The following is a 17564-nucleotide window of genomic DNA, read 5'->3' on the forward strand; positions in this document are numbered from 1 at the left end:
CATGGGTATTGCTCCTGCAAGCTCACGTCGCGGGAGGCGCGGCATGAGTCGAATGCAGCAGACCCATTAGGATAATCCGCCGTTGAAATTCGAGACGAGCTGTTCTGCGATGGCGTAGTATTTGCGTATGATTCAGCATTAGATTTCGCATTTGTTTTGGTGCGCGATTTCGTGTTTCGGCTTCGCCGCGCAGGCGCTATCGAGGCAGCGATGTTCATGCCCCCCCATGAAGCGCCGCCCAACGCCCTGTCCCGCGCCGCCGCCCTGCTCGAAGAGGATGCGGACTACCGGCTGCTGCGCCGCCTCCGCACCGTCTCGCGGTTCCATGCGCCGCGCCCCGGCGTGCCGTGCCGGGTCGGCGTGGCGGTCGATGTCGAGACGACCGGGCTGGACAACACCTCCGACCGGATCATCGAACTCGCCGTCCAGCGCTTCCGCTTCGACGAAGCCGGGCGGATCGTCCAGGTCGGCCAGCCCCGCGTCTGGCGCGAGGACCCCGAGCGTCCGCTCGATCCGCGCATTACCCAGCTGACCGGCCTGACCGACGCAATCCTGCAAGGCCAGGCGATCGACGAGGAAATGGCCGTCGAGATTCTCGGCTCGGCGGACCTGATCGTCGCGCACAATGCCGCTTTCGACCGGCCTTTCATCGACCGGCGCCTGCCTGCCCTCTCCGGCAAGGCCTGGGCCTGCTCGATGGCCGAGCCGGACTGGCTCGAACTCGGCTTCGACGGACGAGCGCTGGGCTATCTCGTCTCGCAATGCGGATGGTTCTTCGAGGGCCACCGCGCGGAAAACGACATCCTCGCCCTGCTCTACCTGCTGGCCCACGATCTTGCCGACGGCCGCACCGTGCTGGCCGACCTGCTCGCCCGCTCCGAGCGGCCCAGCTTCCGGGTTAACGCGGTGGACGCGCCGTTCGAGGCCAAGGACCGCCTCAAGGCGCGCGGCTATCGCTGGAACGCGGCGATGCGGTTCTGGTCGAAGGAAATCGCCGAAGCCGAGCGCGAGGACGAAGCTACCTGGCTGGCCACCGAGGTCTATACCGGCCATGGCAGCCCGGCGTTCTTCCCGGTGACTGCCAACGATCGCTACAAGATCGCATGATCTTCACCCATCCACTTCTCCGGCAGGAATCCTTCTGATGCTGCGTTACGTCCTTCCAGCCCTCCTCGCGACTTGCGCCGCCGCGCTCCCGGCACGGGCCGAGGACCGGCTCAGCATCGACATCTACGCGATCCCGTCCCGCCCCGTCGTCGATGCCGTGGAGAAGGCCAGCCGCGACCTGGCCGGGCGCGGCATGACCACGTTCTACGCGAAAGGGCAGGCGCCCCATGTCACGCTCTACCTCACCCAGTATCCGGCGGACGCCGCCCCCCAGCTGAAAGCCGCCGTGGCCGCCGCCGCGAAAGGCTGCAAGGCAGTGCCGCTGACCGTAAAAGGCACCGAACGCACGGCTTCCAACTGGCTGTTCCTGCATGTCGAGCGCAACCCCGAGCTGCAACGGCTGGCGGACCTCGTGACGCTCGCCGCCGAGCCGCTGCGCGACCGCACCGTCACGCCGCCCGCATGGATGAGCGCCTATCCGGCCAAGCTCCCCGCCTTCCAGCGCTACGGCTCGCCCAATGTCTTCATGCAGTTCGAGCCGCATCTGACCCTGCTCGCCAACGAGAGCGACCCGGCCCTCGCCGCCTTCATGGCCGACATGGAGCGCACCCCGCCCGAGGCACGCGGCGAAGTCGAAGGGATCGGCATCGGCCTTGTCGACGGCGACGGCCAACTGGTGAAGACCCTGGCCGAGTTCCGCTGCACCGGCCGCTCCTGAACCGCCGCGCGCCGGCGCTCCCACAATACCATTGCGTTTCAGAAGGCTGGAGGCATAGTCTCCCCTATAAAGCCGAAATGAAAAGGGCATGAGGACGTGGAGAGCGAAAACGATACCGCGATGTCGTTGGCCGAGATCGCCTCGGACCCGCGCTACCGCGAACTGGTCCGCCGCCGCGCCCGCTTCGGCTGGATTCTGACCGGCGCTATGCTGGCCGTCTTCTTCGGCTTCATCCTCGTGATCGCCTTCCGCAAGGACCTGCTGGCCCGCCCCATCGGCGAGGCGACGACGACCTGGGGCATTCCGGTCGGCCTCGGCGTGATCCTCGTCGGGATTGCGCTGACCGGCCTCTACGTCCTGCGCGCGAACCGCGATTTCGATCCGATGGTAGAGGCCATCCGCAAGGACGCCGCGCAGTGAGGGGCGGTCTCGGTGCCGCTGCGCTCGCGCTGGCCTGCTGCCTTCCTTTCCCCGCCCTCGCCGATGCCCTGACCGGACAGACGCAGCAGCAGGCCACGAACTGGCCCGCGATCCTGATGTTCGGGGTCTTCGTCCTCGCCACCCTCGGGATCACCCGCTGGGCCGCGCGCAAGACCCGCACCACCGCGGACTTCTACACCGCGGGCGGCGGCATCACCGGCTTCCAGAACGGACTGGCGATCGCGGGCGACTACATGTCGGCGGCCTCGTTCCTCGGCATTTCCGCGCAGATCTTCGCCGACGGCTATGACGGGCTGATCTATTCGACCGGGTTTCTGGTCGGCTGGCCGATCATCCTGTTCCTGCTGGCCGAGCGCCTGCGCAATCTCGGCCGCTACACGTTCGCGGACGTCGCCTCGTTCCGCTTCGCTCAGACCCCGGTGCGGCTCTTCGCCGCGTCCAGCACGCTGGCCGTCGTGCTGTTCTATCTGATCGCCCAGATGGTCGGCGCGGGGCAGCTCATCAAGCTGCTGTTCGGGCTGCCCTATTCCTATGCCGTTGTGATCGTCGGCGTGCTGATGACGCTCTATGTACTGTTCGGCGGCATGATCGCCACCACCTGGGTGCAGATCATCAAGGCGGTGCTGTTGCTCGGCTGCGCCACGCTGATGGCCTTCGCCGTACTGGCGAGTTTCGGCTTCTCGCCCGATGCCCTCTTCGCCCGCGCGGTCGAAGTGAAGACGGCGCTGGCGGGCGAGGCCGGGGCCGATCCGACGGCGGCGGCGGCCAAGGGGCAGTCGATCATGGGGCCGGGCAACTTCATCAAGGACCCTGTCTCGGCGATCTCCTTCGGCATGGCGTTGATGTTCGGCACGGCGGGCCTGCCGCATATCCTGATGCGCTTCTTCACCGTTCCCGATGCCAGGGCCGCCCGCAAGTCGGTGCTCTGGGCCACCGGCTGGATCGGCTATTTCTACATCCTGACCTTCATCATCGGCTTCGGTGCGATCGTGATGGTCGCCACCGAACCGGCCTTCCTCGATCCGGCGACCGGCGCCCTGCGCGGCGGCGGCAACATGGCCGCGCTCCATCTGGCCGATGCCGTCGGGGGAGACCTGTTCCTCGGCTTCGTCTGCGCGGTCGCCTTCGCGACGATCCTGGCCGTCGTCGCCGGACTGACCCTGGCCGGCGCCTCCGCCGTCAGCCACGACCTCTACGCCTCGGTCCTGCGCAAGGGACAGGCGAGTTCCGAGGACGAACTGCGGGTATCGCGGCGCACGGTGCTGGTGCTCGCGGTCGTCGCGATCCTGCTCGGCGTCCTGTTCGAGAACCAGAACGTCGCCTTCATGGTCAGCCTCGCCTTTGCGCTGGCCGCATCGGGCAATTTCCCGGTGCTGCTGCTCTCGGTGCTGTGGAAGGGCTGCACGACGCGCGGAATCGTCTGGGGCGGATCGATCGGGCTGACACTGGCGCTGGTGCTGACCGTGCTGTCCCCCGCGGTCTGGGTTTCGGTGCTGGGACACGGCGAGGCGATCTTCCCCTTCACCTCGCCGACGCTGTTCTCGATGCCGCTGGCCTTCTTCACGATCTGGATCGTGTCCCGGCTCGACCGCAGCGGCCGCGCGGCCGTCGATCGCGCGGGCTATCTCGAACAGCGCGTCCGTTCCGAAACGGGGATCGGTGCAGCCACCGCCAGCACGCACTGACCGCAGCGGAGCAGCGAGAGGCTTGCCAGCAATGGAGAAAATCATGCTAGGTGGAGCCAAATCGGCAACGGACGGCACCTGCATCCATGATGAAGCGTTTCACATCGGCATCCTTGACCGCCCTCGGCGCCGCACTCATGGCAATGCCCGGCTCCGCCTTGGCGCAGGAAAGCGTCGAGCGGCTGATCGGCCATGTCGCCCCCGCCGAGGACGGCGGCGCGCAAGTGGACGTGCGCCTGCTCAATACCGGCACCGCTACCGTCACCGCCGATCTGCCCGAAACCGTCGAGGCCACCCTTTCCCGACCGGGCGCCTTTGGCCGGGGCCGCACCGTCACCTTGCGCCGCGACACCGCCACCCCCGCCGCGCTCCCTGTCGCGCCCGGCAGCTTCTCGAGCGCCCGCTACCGGCTGGCGGCGCCGGACATCGCCGACGGCGCGCTGCTCTCGGTCCCGGGCTGGGGCGGCCAGTCGGTCACTCTGGCCGTCGCTGCACCTTCGGCATCGCCGAACGCGGCGGAAACGAGGATCGCCGCCGCTGATCCCGCCCCAGTGCAAGCTCCCGCCACCCCGCCGCCCAGCGACCGCACGGTGGGCAATGCCTTCATCGAGAACATGAGCGCCTACGAGCCGATCTACGCTGTCTACGGGCCCGGCACGAACGACGAGGCGCGCATCCAGCTCAGCTTCAAGTACCAGCTGTTCGGCAGCCGCGCGCGGGCGGACCGGCCTGCCCTGGGCGACGGCCTCTACTTCGCCTATACCCAGCGCATGTTCTGGGATCTGGGCGCGAATTCCTCGCCGTTCCGCAACATCGATTTCCAACCCGAGGTGTTCTACATCACCCCGCCCAAGGCGCTGTCGGACCGGACCACGGTCAGCGCGCAAGTGGGCCTGCGGCACGAATCGAACGGACGCGACGGCACTTCTTCCCGCAGCCTCAACACCGTCTACCTGGCCCCGGCGGCAGCCTTCTCGCTCGGCGGCGACCTCCGCCTGACCGTCGCGCCGCGCGCGTGGTTCTATGCCGGAGATCTTTCGGACAACCCGGATATCCGCCGCTATCGCGGCAATACCGGCCTTTTCGTGGAGATCGGCGAGGCGGACGGACTGCGCCTGTCCTCTTCCAGCCGCTTCAATTTCGGCAGCGGCAAGGGTTCGATCTCGGCGGATCTGTCCTATCCGCTGCGCCGCCTGCTAGGCGGCGGGCCGGACTTCTACCTCTTCGCACAGAGCTTCGCCGGCTATGGCGAGAATCTGCTGGACTACAACCGCCGCGTCACTCGCCTGCGCCTGGGCGTGGCCCTCGTGCGCTGACAGAGCCGCCATTCAACACCCGGAGTTGAAGGATATTCGCCGAGAGGGCGGATTATCAATTTCTCTGCCTAGCCGCATAAACGGACCGACAGGGCGGCAACGTCCGCGTTCGCGCGTGCTACCATCGCCGCGCAGCGCCCGGACAATGGAGATACGACATGCTGGTGGACGGCAAATGGGTTGAGAACTGGCAGCCGGTGCAGGCCAAGGACGAAAAAGGCGGCTTCGTCCGCCAGGTCTCGGGGTTCCGCAACTGGGTGACGCCGGATGGAAGCCCCGGCCCGACCGGCACCGGTGGCTTCGCGGCGCAAGCCGGGCGCTATCACCTCTACGTCGCACTCATCTGCCCCTGGGCCTCGCGCACGCTGATCGCGCGCAAGCTGAAGGGGCTGGAGCAGGTCATTTCCGTCTCGGTGGTCGAACCGGCGCTGACCGATCAGGGCTGGCGCTTCGGCGACTATCCCGGCGCCGACCGCGACACGATCAACGGCGCGACCTGGATGCACGAAATCTATACGCGGGCAGACCCACACTACACCGGCCGTGCGACCGTGCCGGTGCTGTGGGACAAGCAGACGGGCACGATCGTCAATAACGAATCCGCCGATATCCTGCGCATGCTCAACACCGGCTTCGGCGCGTTGGCAAGCGATGCCCACGATCTCTATCCGGCAGAGCTGCAGGACCGCATCGATGCGCTGAACGAGGCGATCTATCCCAGCGTCAACAACGGCGTCTACCGCTCGGGCTTCGCGACCACCCAGGAGGCCTACGACGAGGCCTGCACCGAACTGTTCGCGATGTTGGACAGCCTCGAAACCCGCCTCGGCGACGGCCGCGCCTATCTGCACGGCGAACGCCTGACCGAGACCGACATCCGCCTTTTCGTGACGCTGGTACGCTTCGACGCGGCTTATCACGGGCTGTTCAAGTGCAACTTGCGCCGCATCGCCGACTATCCAGCGCTTCACGGCTTCATGATGCGCGTGCTGGACGTGCCCGGCGTGCGCGAAACGGTCAGCATCGACCATATCAAGCGCGGCTACTATTCGATCCTGGCGCTGAACCCGACCGGGATCGTTCCGATCGGTCCCCACCTTCCCGGCCTCGCGACCGGCCTGCCGGAGAACGCGGCATGAGCGCCTCGCTCGTCATCCTGCTCCACGGCGTCGGCAGCCGGGGCGACGACCTCGAAGTCCTTGCGCGGGCCTGGGCCGGATTGCTGCCCGATACCGCCTTCGCCGCGCCGGACGCCCCCTTCCCCTTCGATCACGGCGGCGGCGGGCGGCAATGGTTCAGCGTGACCGGCGTCACCGAAGCCGACCGTCCCGCACGGGTGGAAGCCGCACGCGCCGAATTCGACCGGACGATCGCCGGAATCCTCGCCGAGCGCGGCTTTGCGGACAGGCTGGAGAAAGTGGCCCTCGTCGGTTTCTCGCAAGGCTCGATCATGGCGCTCGATGCGCTGGCCTCGGGGCGCTGGCCGGTGGCAGCGGTCGTCGCTTTCGCCGGGCGCCTCGCATCGCCCGAGCCGCTGACGCCGAAGCCGGGCACGCCGGTCCTGCTCGTCCACGGAACCGCCGATCCGGTCATGCCGGTCGCGCTGAGCGAAGAGGCGCAGGCGCGTCTTGCCGCCGCCGGAATTCCTGTCGGACTGAAGAAAATTCCCGGCTGCGGGCATCATCTCGAAGCGGTCGGCGTCGAAGCCGCCGGGCGGTTTCTGGCAGAAGCGCTGAACGGCGACTAGGGCGTAAACGCCGGCTCGAACGCAGGCTCCCGCTCGATGCCGACGCGATTGCGTCCGCCGCGCTTGGCCTCGTAAAGCGCGCGGTCGGCGCCATCGATCAGGGTCTGGGCATCGGCGGTTGCAGGCACGAAATGGGCCAGCCCTATGCTCACCGTCACCCGCCCGCTCGGCGCGGGGGACGCAAGGTGCATGTCCTCCACCGCCGCGCGCATGCGCTCGGCCAGTTGCAGCGACTGGCTCGCCTCGGTCCGGGGCAGGATCACGGCGAACTCCTCGCCGCCGTAGCGCGCCACCAGATCGCTGCCGCTCCTCGCGCAGGCCTGGAGCGCCGAGGCGACGCTGCGCAGCCGCACATCGCCGACCGGATGGCCGAGATGGTCGTTCAGCAACTTGAAGTGGTCGATGTCGATCATCAGCAGGGCCAGCGGCGTCCGGTCGCGCTGCGCCCGCAGGACTTCGCGCCGGAGCACGTCGTCGAACAGCCGCCGGTTCGCCACCCCCGTCAAGGCATCGTTGTGCGACAGGTGGGTCAGGCGATCCTGCTCGTCGTAGCTGCGTAGCTGCACCAGTACGCTGCGGATCCCGTAGCCCGCCGTCGCGGCGAAGGCGCCGGTCAGCACCAGCGTCACGTCATGGCCGACCAGCAGCGCCGAGACGGTCAGCAGCGTGACCGGGATCATCAGCGGACTGCCCGCCTTGACGATCAGGGCAAATCGCCGGGACACCTCTGGCACGGAAAACCGGGGCGCTCCCGCCGCCGCCAGGGCCAGAAACAGGAAAGGCAAGTCGATCAGGAGGTCGGGCCAATGGCCGAAGTCGCTGTCCCATTCGGCATGGTTGATATAGGCCGCGACCAGCATGTAGAGGGCCGCGTAAGCCGTCAGCACGCGCAGGAAACGGCTCTGCCCGGCATCGGTGGAAGCGGCAAGGCGCAAGCCCGCGAAAGCGAGGATATAGACGTTCTCGACATCGAACATCAGCCGCAGCGCCGCGGCGCCCGCCACGCCTGTCCCCTCCATGGTCGACATGATCGAGACATAGCGGAAGAACACATAGCCCAGCGCCCCGGCCAGCAGCGCGTCCACCACACGGACGTACCACGCTTCCTCCGCCGGGCTGGCGAGTGCGAATATGATCGGCACGCCGTAGAGCACGTAAAGCAGCATGCTCAGGCTCATCTCGCTCTCGACGTCCATCGCCATCAGGCCGAACGTGGTGGCAGCCATGCCTGCGGCCCAAAGCAGCATGGCGGCGGCCAGCGGCAACCAGCCCTCCCATCCGTCCCGCCTCGCCCGGAGCAGACACAGGATGCCCGCCAGCATCGGGCTGCCGATCAGGAATACGAAGCTCCATGGAACGGCCACCGCCGGTCCCGCCAGCAGGACGAGACCGTGCGCCGCGACCGCAAGCAAGGCCGCCAAGGCCACGAACCTGGCCGCGGCGCCCTCTCCGCCTGCCGATTGAAGACCGGTACCGACTCCCATGGCCTGACCTACTCTGACCGCAATCAGGGAAGACCCTAGGTATCAAAGGTTAAGCCATTGCTTCGCGCCGCATTATCCGAGTCATCGGGTGATTCGACCTGATTGAAAAATGCCCTAGTCGCCGGTAAGCGGCGTCCACTTCCGGTCCGATGCCGCATCGGCGATGACGCTCTCCACGAAGGCCATCGTGCGCAGCCCGTCCCCGACCGAGGGGAACGCATCCGCCACGTCCTCACCCGCGATGCGCTGTGCAAAGGCGCGGTAGAGGTTGGCGAAAGCCTCGATATAGCCTTCCGGATGGCCTGCGGGGGTGCGCAGGCGGCGCAAGGTGGACTCGGCGAGGCCCGGCCCGCCCGCGCGGACGATCTCGGTGGGGCGATCCAGCCAGCGCAGCACCAGACTGTTCGGCTCCATCTGCGACCATTCCAGCCCGCCGCGCTCACCGTGGATGCGCAGCTTCAGCCCGTTCTCGTCCCCGGCGGCGACCTGGGTGGCCTTGAGCACCCCGCGCGCGCCATGATCGAGACGGAGCAGCACGCTGACATCGTCGTCCAGCCTGCGGCCCGGCACATGGGTCGCCAGATCGGCGCAGAGTTCCTGCACCCGCAGCCCCGAGACATGTTCGGCAAGGTGGAAGGCATGGGTGCCGATATCGCCGAGGCAACCGCCCAGCCCGGCGCGGGCGGGATCGGTCCGCCATTCCGCCTGCTTGTTGCCGTCACGGTCGATCGGCTGGCTGAGCCAGCCCTGCGAATATTCGACCTGGACCAGCCGGACTTTGCCGAAATCACCTCGGGCCACACGGGCGCGGGCCTCTTCCACCAGCGGATAACCGCTATAGGTGAAAGCCAGCGCGAAGTGGCGGCCGGAACGCGCCGCGGCCTGCGCGATTCCCTGAGCCTCTGCCATGTTCAGCGCCATCGGCTTTTCGCAGAAGACATGGAAACCGGCGTCCAGCGCAGCGATCGCCATGGGCGCATGGAGGTGGTTGGGGGTGACGATCGACACCGCGTCCACCCGCTCTCCTTCCGGCAGGGCAGCTTCGGCCGCAAGCAGTGCTTCCAGCGAAGCGTAAGTGCGATCCGGCGCGATACCCAGCACCTCGCCCGAGCGGCGATTGCGTTCCGCATCGCTGCTGAAGGCCCCGGCCACCAGCCGCCAGTCCCCGTCCAGCGCGGCCGCCGCGCGGTGGATCGCCCCGATGAAGGCGCCCTCGCCGCCTCCGACCATGGCGAGACGCAAAGTCCGTGGCATCACCCTCTCCTTTTCTTCGCTTGCGACAAGAGCCTCAATTCAGGCCTTGATCCGATATGATTTACCGGTAAACGTAAGGCAACGAGAAAACGCAACAAGAAATAAGACGGAGAGTCGAGGATGCGCATGACAGCAAGCCTCTTCATGACACCGATCGCTGCGGCGGCGGCTGTGTTTGCCGTGCCCTTCACGGTACAGACTGCCATGGCGCAGGCAGCGCCTTCGGCCTTCAACGCCTGCCGCGCCTGCCACAGCGTGGACAAGGGCGGAAAGAACGGCATCGGCCCCAACCTGAACGGCGTCGCGGGCAGGCAATCGGCCTCGGCCCCCGGTTTCAACTATTCGCCGGCGCTCAAGGGCGCCAAGCTGCGTTGGGACGACCAGAGCCTCGACACGTTCCTGGCGGCGCCCGCGAAGAAGGTGCCCGGCACCCGCATGCCGATCGGCACGCCGGACCCGGCCAAGCGCGCGGCGATCATCGCCTATCTCAAGAGCCTGAAATGACGAAAAACCCTGAAGTGACGGAAAACAGGGCCATGCGCGGTCCGGCGGTCTTCCTGGCGCAGTTCATGGGTGACGCGGCTCCGTTCGACACTCTGGACAATGCCGCACGCTGGATGGCGGAGGCCGGTTACAAGGGCATCCAGGTGCCCAGCAACGACCCCCGCTGCATGGATCTGGCCCTGGCGGCGGAAAGCCAGGACTATTGCGACGAACTGACCGGGCGCTGCCGCGAGGCGGGCGTCGAGATCACCGAACTCTCCACGCATCTTCAGGGCCAGCTGGTTGCGGTTCACCCCGCCTACGACGCCGCCTTCGACAATTTCGCGCCGCCCGAACTGCGCGGCAAGCCTGCCGAGCGGCAGGCCTGGGCGGTCGATCAGCTGAAGCTCGCCGCCAGGGCCAGCCGCCGTCTGGGGCTGGCTGCACATGCGACCTTTTCCGGCGCTCTCGCCTGGCCCTTCATCTACCCCTGGCCGCAGCGTCCGGCGGGTCTGGTGGAGGAAGCCTTCACCGAACTCGGGCGCCGCTGGCGGCCGATTCTCGATGCTTTCGAGGATGAGGGCGTCGACCTCTGCTATGAACTCCATCCGGGCGAAGACCTGCACGACGGGCTGACTTTCGAACGGTTCCTCGATGCCGTCGGCGGGCACCGGCGCGCCAATATCCTCTACGACCCCAGCCACTTCGTGTTGCAGGCAATGGACTATCTCCAGTTCATCGACATCTATCACGACCGCATCAGGATGTTCCACGTCAAGGACGCGGAGTTCAATCCCACCGGGCGGGCGGGCGTCTACGGCGGCTATGCCGACTGGGTCGATCGCCCCGGTCGGTTCCGCTCGTTGGGGGACGGTCAGGTCGATTTCACCGGCATCTTCTCGCGCCTGACCCAGTACGGATACGCGGGCTGGGCCGTGCTGGAATGGGAATGCTGCCTGAAGCATCCCGAGGACGGCGCCCGTGAAGGCGCGCCCTTCATCGAGGCGCACATGATCCGCCGCCCGGAACGGGCGTTCGACGATTTCGCGGGAGGCGGCGATCCCGCCGACAACCGCCGCTGGTTGGGGCTGTCCTGACGCAATGCAACACCCCGACAACAGATAACACGCGGGGCAAAAGGGTAGAGGATCGGGCATGACGGGCATAAACCGGCGAAGACTGTTCTGGCTGAGCGTGCTGGCGCTCTTTACTGCATCGATGAGCGCATCGCTGCGCGCCGCGGTGGCGAGCAGCCTCAAGGCGGAGTGGATCGATCCCGTCGCGCCGATCGCAGCGGGGGAAATGATCGGAGCGGCGCTGGGTTCGGCGTTCCTCGGCTTTTCGATCACCGTCTTCGTGGTGAGCGCAGTGCTGGACCGGCTCGGCGTCCGCCGCGTCCTGATCGGCTGCGGCGTGGCCTTCCTGATCGGCACGACGCTGATCGTCGGCGCGGGTCTCTTCGCCAAGGGCATGGGCGTCTATCATCTGGTCTGGCTGGGCATGTTGCTGAGCGGCATCGGCTGGGGCTTCGCCGAAGCCTCGATCAACCCGCTTACCGCGCGGCTCTATCCCGAGGACACCACCCATCGCCTGAACGTGCTCCACGCCTGGTATCCGGGCGGGCTGATCGTCGGCGGTCTTGCCGGGGTGTTCCTGGCGCCGCTGCTGCCCTGGCAGGCGATCATGGCGCTGGTGTACCTCCCCGCCGTGTTCGTCATCCTGATCGCCGCGACGACCCGCTTCCCCGAGCCTCCCGCCGCTGCCGGAAACCGGGCCATGAAGGACATGATGCTGGAAGTGGTGCGCCGCCCCAGCTTCTTCGTGTGGTTCGGCGCCATGTTCCTGACCGCCTCCTCGGAACTGGCGCCCGGCCAGTGGATCGACGTCGCGCTCAGCAACCGGGTCGGCATGCGCGGCATCCTGCTGCTGGTCTACGTCAGCGCGCTGATGTTCGTGTTCCGCCACTTCGCCGGACGGATCGCCGGTCGCCTGTCCAATCCGGGCCTGCTCTGGGTTTCGAGCCTGCTGGCCGCGATCGGCCTGTTCCTGCTGTCGCAGGCGCAGTCGCCGGTTTCCGCGATCCTCGCATCGACCGTCTGGGGCCTCGGCGTCTGCGCCATGTGGCCGACGATGCTGGCCTCCGTCGCCGAACGCTATCCGCGCGGCGACTCCTGGGCGCTGGGTCTGGTCGGATCGGCGGGAGCGCTGGCGAGCTTCTTCGTATTGCCGCGCCTCGGCGAGATGTTCGATCAGGCGAAAGTCGAGATCGCGGGCGGTCCGGAAGCCTTCACCCGGCTGAGCGGCGCCGCGCTGCGCGCCGTGGAAGACGCCGCCGCCTCGCAGTCCTTCGCGCGGCTGACCTTCGTGCCGTTGACGCTGCTCGTCGTGTTCGGCGCGGTCTGGCTGGCCGAAAGGCGCGCCGCCCGCCCGAGCGCTCCCGTCGCGGAGGGCGCGGCATGAGCCTGACCCGTCGCTCCGTGATCGCCAGCGGTCTCGTCGCAGCCGCCGCGCCCGCCCTTTCGGCAGCGACCGGGAAGAGCAGCTCCAATGCCGCGCATTTCTCGCTCGGTTACGCCCCGCACGAAGGCAGCTTCGCCAGCCGGGGCGGGCTGCTCGAACAGATCGCCTTCGCCGCAGACCAGGGCTTCCGCGCCTGGGAGGACAACGAGGCGCGCAATCGGCCGGTCGAACAGCAGGAAGCCATGGCCCGCGCCCTGTCGCAGCGGGGCATGACGATGGGCGTCTTCGTCGCCAGCATGCCGAAGTGGTCCGATTTCCGGCCCGTGCTCGGCGGCAATGACGACGGCGACCGGGACGCCTTCCTGGCCGATATCCGCACCTCGATCGAGGTCGCCAAGCGCCTGAACGTAAAGCACATGACGGTCGTGACCGGCTTCATGGACCGCAAGGTGCCCGAAGCGATCCAGACCGGGCGGATCATCGACTGCATGCGCCGCGCAGGAGACATCGTCGCACCGCATGGACTGACGCTTGTGATGGAGCCGCTAAACACCCGGACCAATCACCCCGGCGTGTTCATGCAGTCGATCGCGCAGGGCTATGCCGTCGCGCGCGGGGCCAACAGTCCCGGCGTGAAGATTCTGGCCGACCTCTATCACGAGCAGATCCAATCCGGGAACCTGATCCCGACGCTCGACGCCTGCTGGGCGGAGATCGGCTATATCCAGTTCGGCGACAACCCCGGCCGCAAGGAACCGGGAACCGGCGAAATCAACTACGCCAATATCGTACGCTGGCTGCGCGGGCGTAACTATGCCGGAGTGATCGGCATGGAACACGGCAATTCGCTGGCCGGACGCGAGGGCGAGGAGCGGCTCATCGCCGCCTATCGGGCCATCGACAAAACATAAGCAAGGGGAGCGAGAGGATGAAGATCATCCCGATCGGCGTATTGCTGGCAGTCACAATCGGCGCCTGCTCATTGGTCGAAGCGCAGGACAAGCCGGGTTTCAAGGACACGCCGATACTGCCGGGCGGCCCATGGCACGTCCATGATCCGGACCGACCGGCGCCCAGGGTCATCACGCCCGCAGCCGCCCCCGGCGGCGCGCCGTCCGATGCCGTCGTGCTGTTTTCCGGCACCTCGCTCGACGCCTGGCGCGGCGAGCGCGGCCCCTGGACGGTCGAGAACGGGGTCATGACCGTTCCCTCCCGCGCGAAGAGCGGCGGCGAGAACAACCTGATCTCGAAGCAGGAATTCGGCGACGTGCAGTTGCACCTCGAATTCCGCTCGCCCAGCCCGCCGCAGAAAAGCTCGCAGGACCGGGGCAACAGCGGCATCTGGTTCATGCAGCGCTACGAAGTCCAGATTCTCGACGGTTACGTCAATCCGACTTACGCCGACGGTACCGTGGGCGCGGTCTATGCCTGGAAGCCGCCGCTGGTGAACCCCTCGCGCCCACCGGGCGAATGGCAGAGCTACGACATCGTTTTCGAGCGCCCGCGCTTCGATGCAAGCGGCGCCCTGCTCCGCCCCGCCTATGTCACGGTGCTGCTGAACGGCGTGCTGGTGCAGAACCATCAGGCCATGCTGGGCACGACCGCCTGGCGCAAGATCGCGCAATATTCGGCGCACGCAGACAAGGCGCCGATCCAGTTGCAGGACCACGATTCCCCGGTTTCCTTCCGCAACATCTGGGTCCGGCCCCTCCCGGAAGAGGCCATCTCTCAGGACCTGAAAGGGGTACAACGATAATGGATCGCAGAAACGCACTTGGCGGCATGCTCGCCCTGTTCGGCGCCCAGGTTTTCGCCCCGCTCGCCCGCGCGGCGGGTCTTGCCGCCCCTCCGGCGATCGATCAGGGCGTGCCGCGCCTGCAAGTCTTCACGCCGGACCAGCGGGCGCTGATGACCGCGCTTTGCGAGCGGGTCATCCCCACCACCGACACCCCCGGCGCCATCGCCGCGGGCGTTCCCGCCTATGTCGAGAAGCTGCTGGCCGACTGGGCCCTGGCCGAAGACCGCCTGCCGATCCTGTCGGGCCTCGCGGAAATCGATGCCCGCAGCTGGCAGGACTACAAGATCCCCGCCGTCCAGGCCAAGCCGGAGCAGCAGGACGCTCTGTTGACCCTGGCGATGAACGACCAGATTCCTGACGGCGAGGAGTTCTTCAAGGCGTTCCGGCAGATGGTGATCGTCGGCTACTACACCTCCGAGATCGGGATGACGCAGGAGCGCGAATACCTGCCCGTCCCCGGCGAATACAACGGCGCCTTCCCCTATTCTCAGGTCAACAAGGTCTATTCGGCATGATCATGAATCGTCGTTCCATGATGCTGGGCACCGGCGGTGCCGCCCTGCTCGCCGCCCAGCCCCTCGTTGCGGGTCTCGCCCGCGCCGCGCAGCTTCGCAGCATCGGCCTGCAACTCTACACGGTGCGCGAACTCTTCGCCGCCGACCCGGTCGCCACGCTCGAAAAGGTGGCGAAGATCGGCTACCGCGAGGTCGAATACGGCGGCGGCGGCTACGACACCATGGACCATGCGCTGCTGCGCAAGACCATGGACCGGCTCGGCCTGAAGGCGCCTTCCATCCATGTCGGCTACGATGCCCTGCTGGACAAGTTCGACGCCAGCGTCGCCATGGCCAAGGCGCTGGGCGCGGACACGATCGTCCTGCCCTATATGGTCGACAAGTACCGCAATGCGGAAGCCTGGGACGCCGCGCTGGTCAATATCAACCGTTTCGGGGAGCAATTGAAGGCGGTCGGCCTCGGCTTCGCCTATCACAACCACGACTTCGAGTTCACCGTGAAGCCGGATGGCGTCAGCCTGTTCGACCGTCTGGTAAAGGCCTGCAACCCGGCACTGGTGAAGATCGAACTCGATCTCTACTGGGCGATCTATGCGGGACAGGATCCGCAGGCGCTGATCCGCAGCCTAGCGGGCCGCGTCTATGCCTATCACGTCAAGGACATGCGGCCTGATCGCAGCATGACCTCGGTAGGCCTCGGCACGATCGACTTCGCCGCCATCTTCAAGCTCAACGGGCTGGCCGGGGCACAGCACTTCTACGTCGAGAACGACCAGTCGCCTGCGCCCTATCTACCGGACATCACCAAGAGCTTCCAGACGCTCAGCACCCTGCGCTTCTGATCACCGACCGGGAGAGGATCACGATGGCTACTACGGACAGGTTCGATGCGATCGTCATCGGCTCGGGCATCAGCGGAGGCTGGGCCGCCAAGGAATTGACCGAAAAGGGTCTGCGCGTGCTGATGCTCGATCGCGGCCACATGGTCGAGCACGTCGACGACTATACTTATGACGGCAAGCCCGCCTATGAAGTGCCCGCGCGCAACATCATGCCCGACACGCTGCGCGACAGCGACTACTTCATCGCCCAGCACGGCTATGTCGCACCCAGCAACCAGGCCTTCTACAACAACGACCGGCTGAACCCCTACGACTACGGCGAAGGCAGCAAGTTCTACTGGATCCGCCCGGCCGCGGTCGGCGGCAAGTCGCTGATCTGGGGCCGGTGGAGCTTCCGCTGGAGCGCCGCCGATTTCGAGGCGAACAAGCGCGACGGCATCGGCGGCGAATGGCCGATCGGCTATGACGACCTCGTGCCCTGGTACAGCTATGTCGAGAAATACATCGGCGTATCCGGCTCGCGCGAGAATCTCGACTATCTGCCGGACAGCGAATTCCAGCCGCCGATGCCGATGAACATCGCCGAAAAGTGGATGAAGCAGCGGCTGGAAACGGCCTTCCCCGGCCGCAAGATGATCAACGCGCGCCTGTCCAACATGACCGAGGACAAGCCCGAGCAGAATCGCTCGAAGTGCCAGCTGCGCAACCAGTGCGGCAACGGCTGCTCGTTCGGCGCCTATTTCTCGACGCAGGCGGTCACCCTGCCCGCCGCCCGCGCGACCGGGCGCCTGACGCTGCGCAGCGATGCGGTGGTCACCAATCTCGAATACGATCCGGCCACGAAAAAAGTCACCGGCGTCCGCTTCATCGATGCCAAGACCGGGCAGGCCGAAGTGGTGCGCTCCAAGGTCGTGTTCCTGAATGCCTCGACGCTCGGCTCGGTGCAGATCCTCATGAATTCGCGCGCCGAAGGCAGCGAGCGCAGCCATTTCGACACTAGTGGGACCTTGGGCCGCTACGTAATGGACCATATCTTCCGCGTCGGCGTGAAGGGCGACATTCCCGGCATGGAGGAATTCATCGAATATGGCCGCCGCCCCGGCGCCATCTACGTGCCGCGCTTCCGCAACAACGGCGGGGACGAGGATCTCGGCTTCCGGCGCGGCTACGGCTATCAGGGCGGGGCCTATCGCGAACCGTCCAAGCCGGTCGGCTTCGGCGCTGCGATGAAGGAAGGCATGCGCCGCTACAGCGGCTGGAAGTTCCAGATGGGTGCTTTCGGCGAATGCCTGCCCTATGAGGACAACCGCGTCTCGCTGAACCCGAACAAGGCGGACCGCTTCGGCCTACCGCTGATGCGCTTCGACGTCACCTTCCGCGACAACGAACTGCGCATGATGGCCGATGCCCGCGAACAGGGCGAGAAGATGCTGCGCGCAGCGGGCCTCAAGAACGTCGAGAGCAAGGTCAAGGAGCACGTGCCGGGCGATGCCATCCACGAGATGGGCGGTGCGCGCATGGGCGACGATCCGCGCGCCTCGGTGCTCAACAAGTGGAGCCAGGCCCACGACGCCTCCAACCTCTTCGTCACCGACGGGGCGCAGATGGCGTCGATCTCCTGCGTCAATCCCTCACTGACCTTCATGGCCCTGACCGCGCGGGCGGTGGATCATGCGGTGAAGGGACTGAAGGCAGGCACGATCTGACGCAGGCA

17 protein-coding genes are annotated in these 17564 nt (G+C 66.6%); 15 read left to right on the forward strand and 2 right to left on the reverse strand.

The genetic code is table 11. The features are described 5' to 3' along the window. Positions 1–210 precede the first annotated feature (210 nt). The 7 genes from ACZ1II_RS00950 to ACZ1II_RS00980 all read left to right on the forward strand — a co-directional run bounded on the left by ACZ1II_RS00950 (position 211) and on the right by ACZ1II_RS00980 (position 7014). Positions 211–1107 (forward strand): 3'-5' exonuclease, encoded by an 897-nt coding sequence (locus tag ACZ1II_RS00950; RefSeq protein WP_465143967.1) that lies wholly within the window; start codon positions 211–213, stop codon positions 1105–1107. Between the two features lie 37 nt (positions 1108–1144). Then, positions 1145–1825, forward strand: a complete 681-nt coding sequence (locus ACZ1II_RS00955) for a 2'-5' RNA ligase family protein (protein ID WP_465143968.1) — start codon at positions 1145–1147, stop codon at positions 1823–1825. Positions 1826–1921: 96 nt separating this feature from the next. Then, complete coding sequence (locus tag ACZ1II_RS00960; protein ID WP_465143969.1) at positions 1922–2245, forward strand: DUF485 domain-containing protein; 324 nt, start codon at positions 1922–1924, stop codon at positions 2243–2245. Further along, positions 2242–3951: a cation acetate symporter gene (locus ACZ1II_RS00965; protein WP_465143970.1), complete on the forward strand. Its 1710-nt coding sequence runs from the start codon at positions 2242–2244 to the stop codon at positions 3949–3951. Before ACZ1II_RS00960 ends, ACZ1II_RS00965 begins: the two co-directional genes overlap by 4 nt. Positions 3952–4064: 113 nt before the next feature. Further along, positions 4065–5267, forward strand: a complete 1203-nt coding sequence (locus tag ACZ1II_RS00970; RefSeq protein WP_465143971.1) for a phospholipase A — start codon at positions 4065–4067, stop codon at positions 5265–5267. Positions 5268–5425: 158 nt separating this feature from the next. Next, complete coding sequence (locus tag ACZ1II_RS00975; RefSeq protein WP_465143972.1) at positions 5426–6406, forward strand: glutathione S-transferase family protein; 981 nt, start codon at positions 5426–5428, stop codon at positions 6404–6406. Beyond that, the gene (locus ACZ1II_RS00980) at positions 6403–7014 is read left to right on the forward strand and encodes an alpha/beta hydrolase (RefSeq protein ID WP_465143973.1); all 612 of its coding nucleotides are present in this window, start codon (positions 6403–6405) and stop codon (positions 7012–7014) included. Before ACZ1II_RS00975 ends, ACZ1II_RS00980 begins: the two co-directional genes overlap by 4 nt. On the opposite strand, the gene ACZ1II_RS00985 is transcribed toward ACZ1II_RS00980, so the two are convergent. Together ACZ1II_RS00985 and ACZ1II_RS00990 are read right to left on the reverse strand one after the other, a co-directional pair. Next, on the reverse strand, positions 7011–8498 hold the full coding sequence (locus ACZ1II_RS00985; RefSeq protein WP_465143974.1) for a GGDEF domain-containing protein: 1488 nt from the start codon (positions 8496–8498) through the stop codon (positions 7011–7013). The two genes, ACZ1II_RS00980 and ACZ1II_RS00985, sit on opposite strands and share 4 nt — an antisense overlap. Before the next feature lie 114 nt (positions 8499–8612). After that, positions 8613–9752 (reverse strand): Gfo/Idh/MocA family protein, encoded by a 1140-nt coding sequence (locus ACZ1II_RS00990; protein WP_465143975.1) that lies wholly within the window; start codon positions 9750–9752, stop codon positions 8613–8615. Between the two features lie 120 nt (positions 9753–9872). Between ACZ1II_RS00990 and ACZ1II_RS00995 the strand changes: the two genes are divergently transcribed. Genes ACZ1II_RS00995 through ACZ1II_RS01030 form a run of 8 tightly spaced genes read left to right on the forward strand, consistent with a single transcriptional unit; the run spans position 9873 to position 17556 of the window. Beyond that, positions 9873–10256, forward strand: a complete 384-nt coding sequence (locus ACZ1II_RS00995; RefSeq protein WP_465143976.1) for a c-type cytochrome — start codon at positions 9873–9875, stop codon at positions 10254–10256. A gap of 32 nt (positions 10257–10288) precedes the next feature. Further along, on the forward strand, positions 10289–11332 hold the full coding sequence (locus tag ACZ1II_RS01000; protein ID WP_465144503.1) for a sugar phosphate isomerase/epimerase family protein: 1044 nt from the start codon (positions 10289–10291) through the stop codon (positions 11330–11332). A gap of 58 nt (positions 11333–11390) precedes the next feature. Continuing rightward, positions 11391–12695 (forward strand): MFS transporter, encoded by a 1305-nt coding sequence (locus ACZ1II_RS01005; protein WP_465143977.1) that lies wholly within the window; start codon positions 11391–11393, stop codon positions 12693–12695. Continuing rightward, complete coding sequence (locus tag ACZ1II_RS01010; RefSeq protein ID WP_465143978.1) at positions 12692–13606, forward strand: hydroxypyruvate isomerase family protein; 915 nt, start codon at positions 12692–12694, stop codon at positions 13604–13606. Before ACZ1II_RS01005 ends, ACZ1II_RS01010 begins: the two co-directional genes overlap by 4 nt. Positions 13607–13623: 17 nt before the next feature. After that, positions 13624–14451 carry a 3-keto-disaccharide hydrolase gene (locus tag ACZ1II_RS01015; protein ID WP_465143979.1) on the forward strand — a complete coding sequence of 276 codons (828 nt, stop codon included), beginning with the start codon at positions 13624–13626 and terminating at the stop codon, positions 14449–14451. Next, positions 14448–15008, forward strand: a complete 561-nt coding sequence (locus ACZ1II_RS01020) for a gluconate 2-dehydrogenase subunit 3 family protein (protein ID WP_465144504.1) — start codon at positions 14448–14450, stop codon at positions 15006–15008. Before ACZ1II_RS01015 ends, ACZ1II_RS01020 begins: the two co-directional genes overlap by 4 nt. Continuing rightward, positions 15005–15850 (forward strand): sugar phosphate isomerase/epimerase family protein, encoded by an 846-nt coding sequence (locus ACZ1II_RS01025; protein ID WP_465143980.1) that lies wholly within the window; start codon positions 15005–15007, stop codon positions 15848–15850. The genes ACZ1II_RS01020 and ACZ1II_RS01025 overlap by 4 nt, the downstream gene beginning before the upstream one ends. Positions 15851–15873: 23 nt before the next feature. Further along, complete coding sequence (locus tag ACZ1II_RS01030) at positions 15874–17556, forward strand: GMC oxidoreductase (protein ID WP_465143981.1); 1683 nt, start codon at positions 15874–15876, stop codon at positions 17554–17556. Positions 17557–17564 lie beyond the last annotated feature (8 nt).

The sequence above is a fragment of the Novosphingobium sp. BL-S-20 genome (assembly GCF_055521635.1).

Bases quoted from the DNA above. Each gene is read 5' to 3' on its own strand.
- ACZ1II_RS00950 (WP_465143967.1), top strand. From the start codon at position 211: ATGTTCATGCCCCCCCATGAAGCGCCGCCCAACGCCCTGTCCCGCGCC.
- ACZ1II_RS00955 (WP_465143968.1), top strand. From the start codon at position 1,145: ATGCTGCGTTACGTCCTTCCAGCCCTCCTCGCGACTTGCGCCGCCGCG.
- ACZ1II_RS00975 (WP_465143972.1), top strand. From the start codon at position 5,426: ATGCTGGTGGACGGCAAATGGGTTGAGAACTGGCAGCCGGTGCAGGCC.
- ACZ1II_RS00980 (WP_465143973.1), top strand. From the start codon at position 6,403: ATGAGCGCCTCGCTCGTCATCCTGCTCCACGGCGTCGGCAGCCGGGGC.
- ACZ1II_RS00985 (WP_465143974.1), bottom strand. From the start codon at position 8,498: ATGGGAGTCGGTACCGGTCTTCAATCGGCAGGCGGAGAGGGCGCCGCG.
- ACZ1II_RS00990 (WP_465143975.1), bottom strand. From the start codon at position 9,752: ATGCCACGGACTTTGCGTCTCGCCATGGTCGGAGGCGGCGAGGGCGCC.
- ACZ1II_RS00995 (WP_465143976.1), top strand. From the start codon at position 9,873: ATGCGCATGACAGCAAGCCTCTTCATGACACCGATCGCTGCGGCGGCG.
- ACZ1II_RS01000 (WP_465144503.1), top strand. From the start codon at position 10,289: ATGCGCGGTCCGGCGGTCTTCCTGGCGCAGTTCATGGGTGACGCGGCT.
- ACZ1II_RS01005 (WP_465143977.1), top strand. From the start codon at position 11,391: ATGACGGGCATAAACCGGCGAAGACTGTTCTGGCTGAGCGTGCTGGCG.
- ACZ1II_RS01010 (WP_465143978.1), top strand. From the start codon at position 12,692: ATGAGCCTGACCCGTCGCTCCGTGATCGCCAGCGGTCTCGTCGCAGCC.
- ACZ1II_RS01015 (WP_465143979.1), top strand. From the start codon at position 13,624: ATGAAGATCATCCCGATCGGCGTATTGCTGGCAGTCACAATCGGCGCC.
- ACZ1II_RS01025 (WP_465143980.1), top strand. From the start codon at position 15,005: ATGATCATGAATCGTCGTTCCATGATGCTGGGCACCGGCGGTGCCGCC.
- ACZ1II_RS01030 (WP_465143981.1), top strand. From the start codon at position 15,874: ATGGCTACTACGGACAGGTTCGATGCGATCGTCATCGGCTCGGGCATC.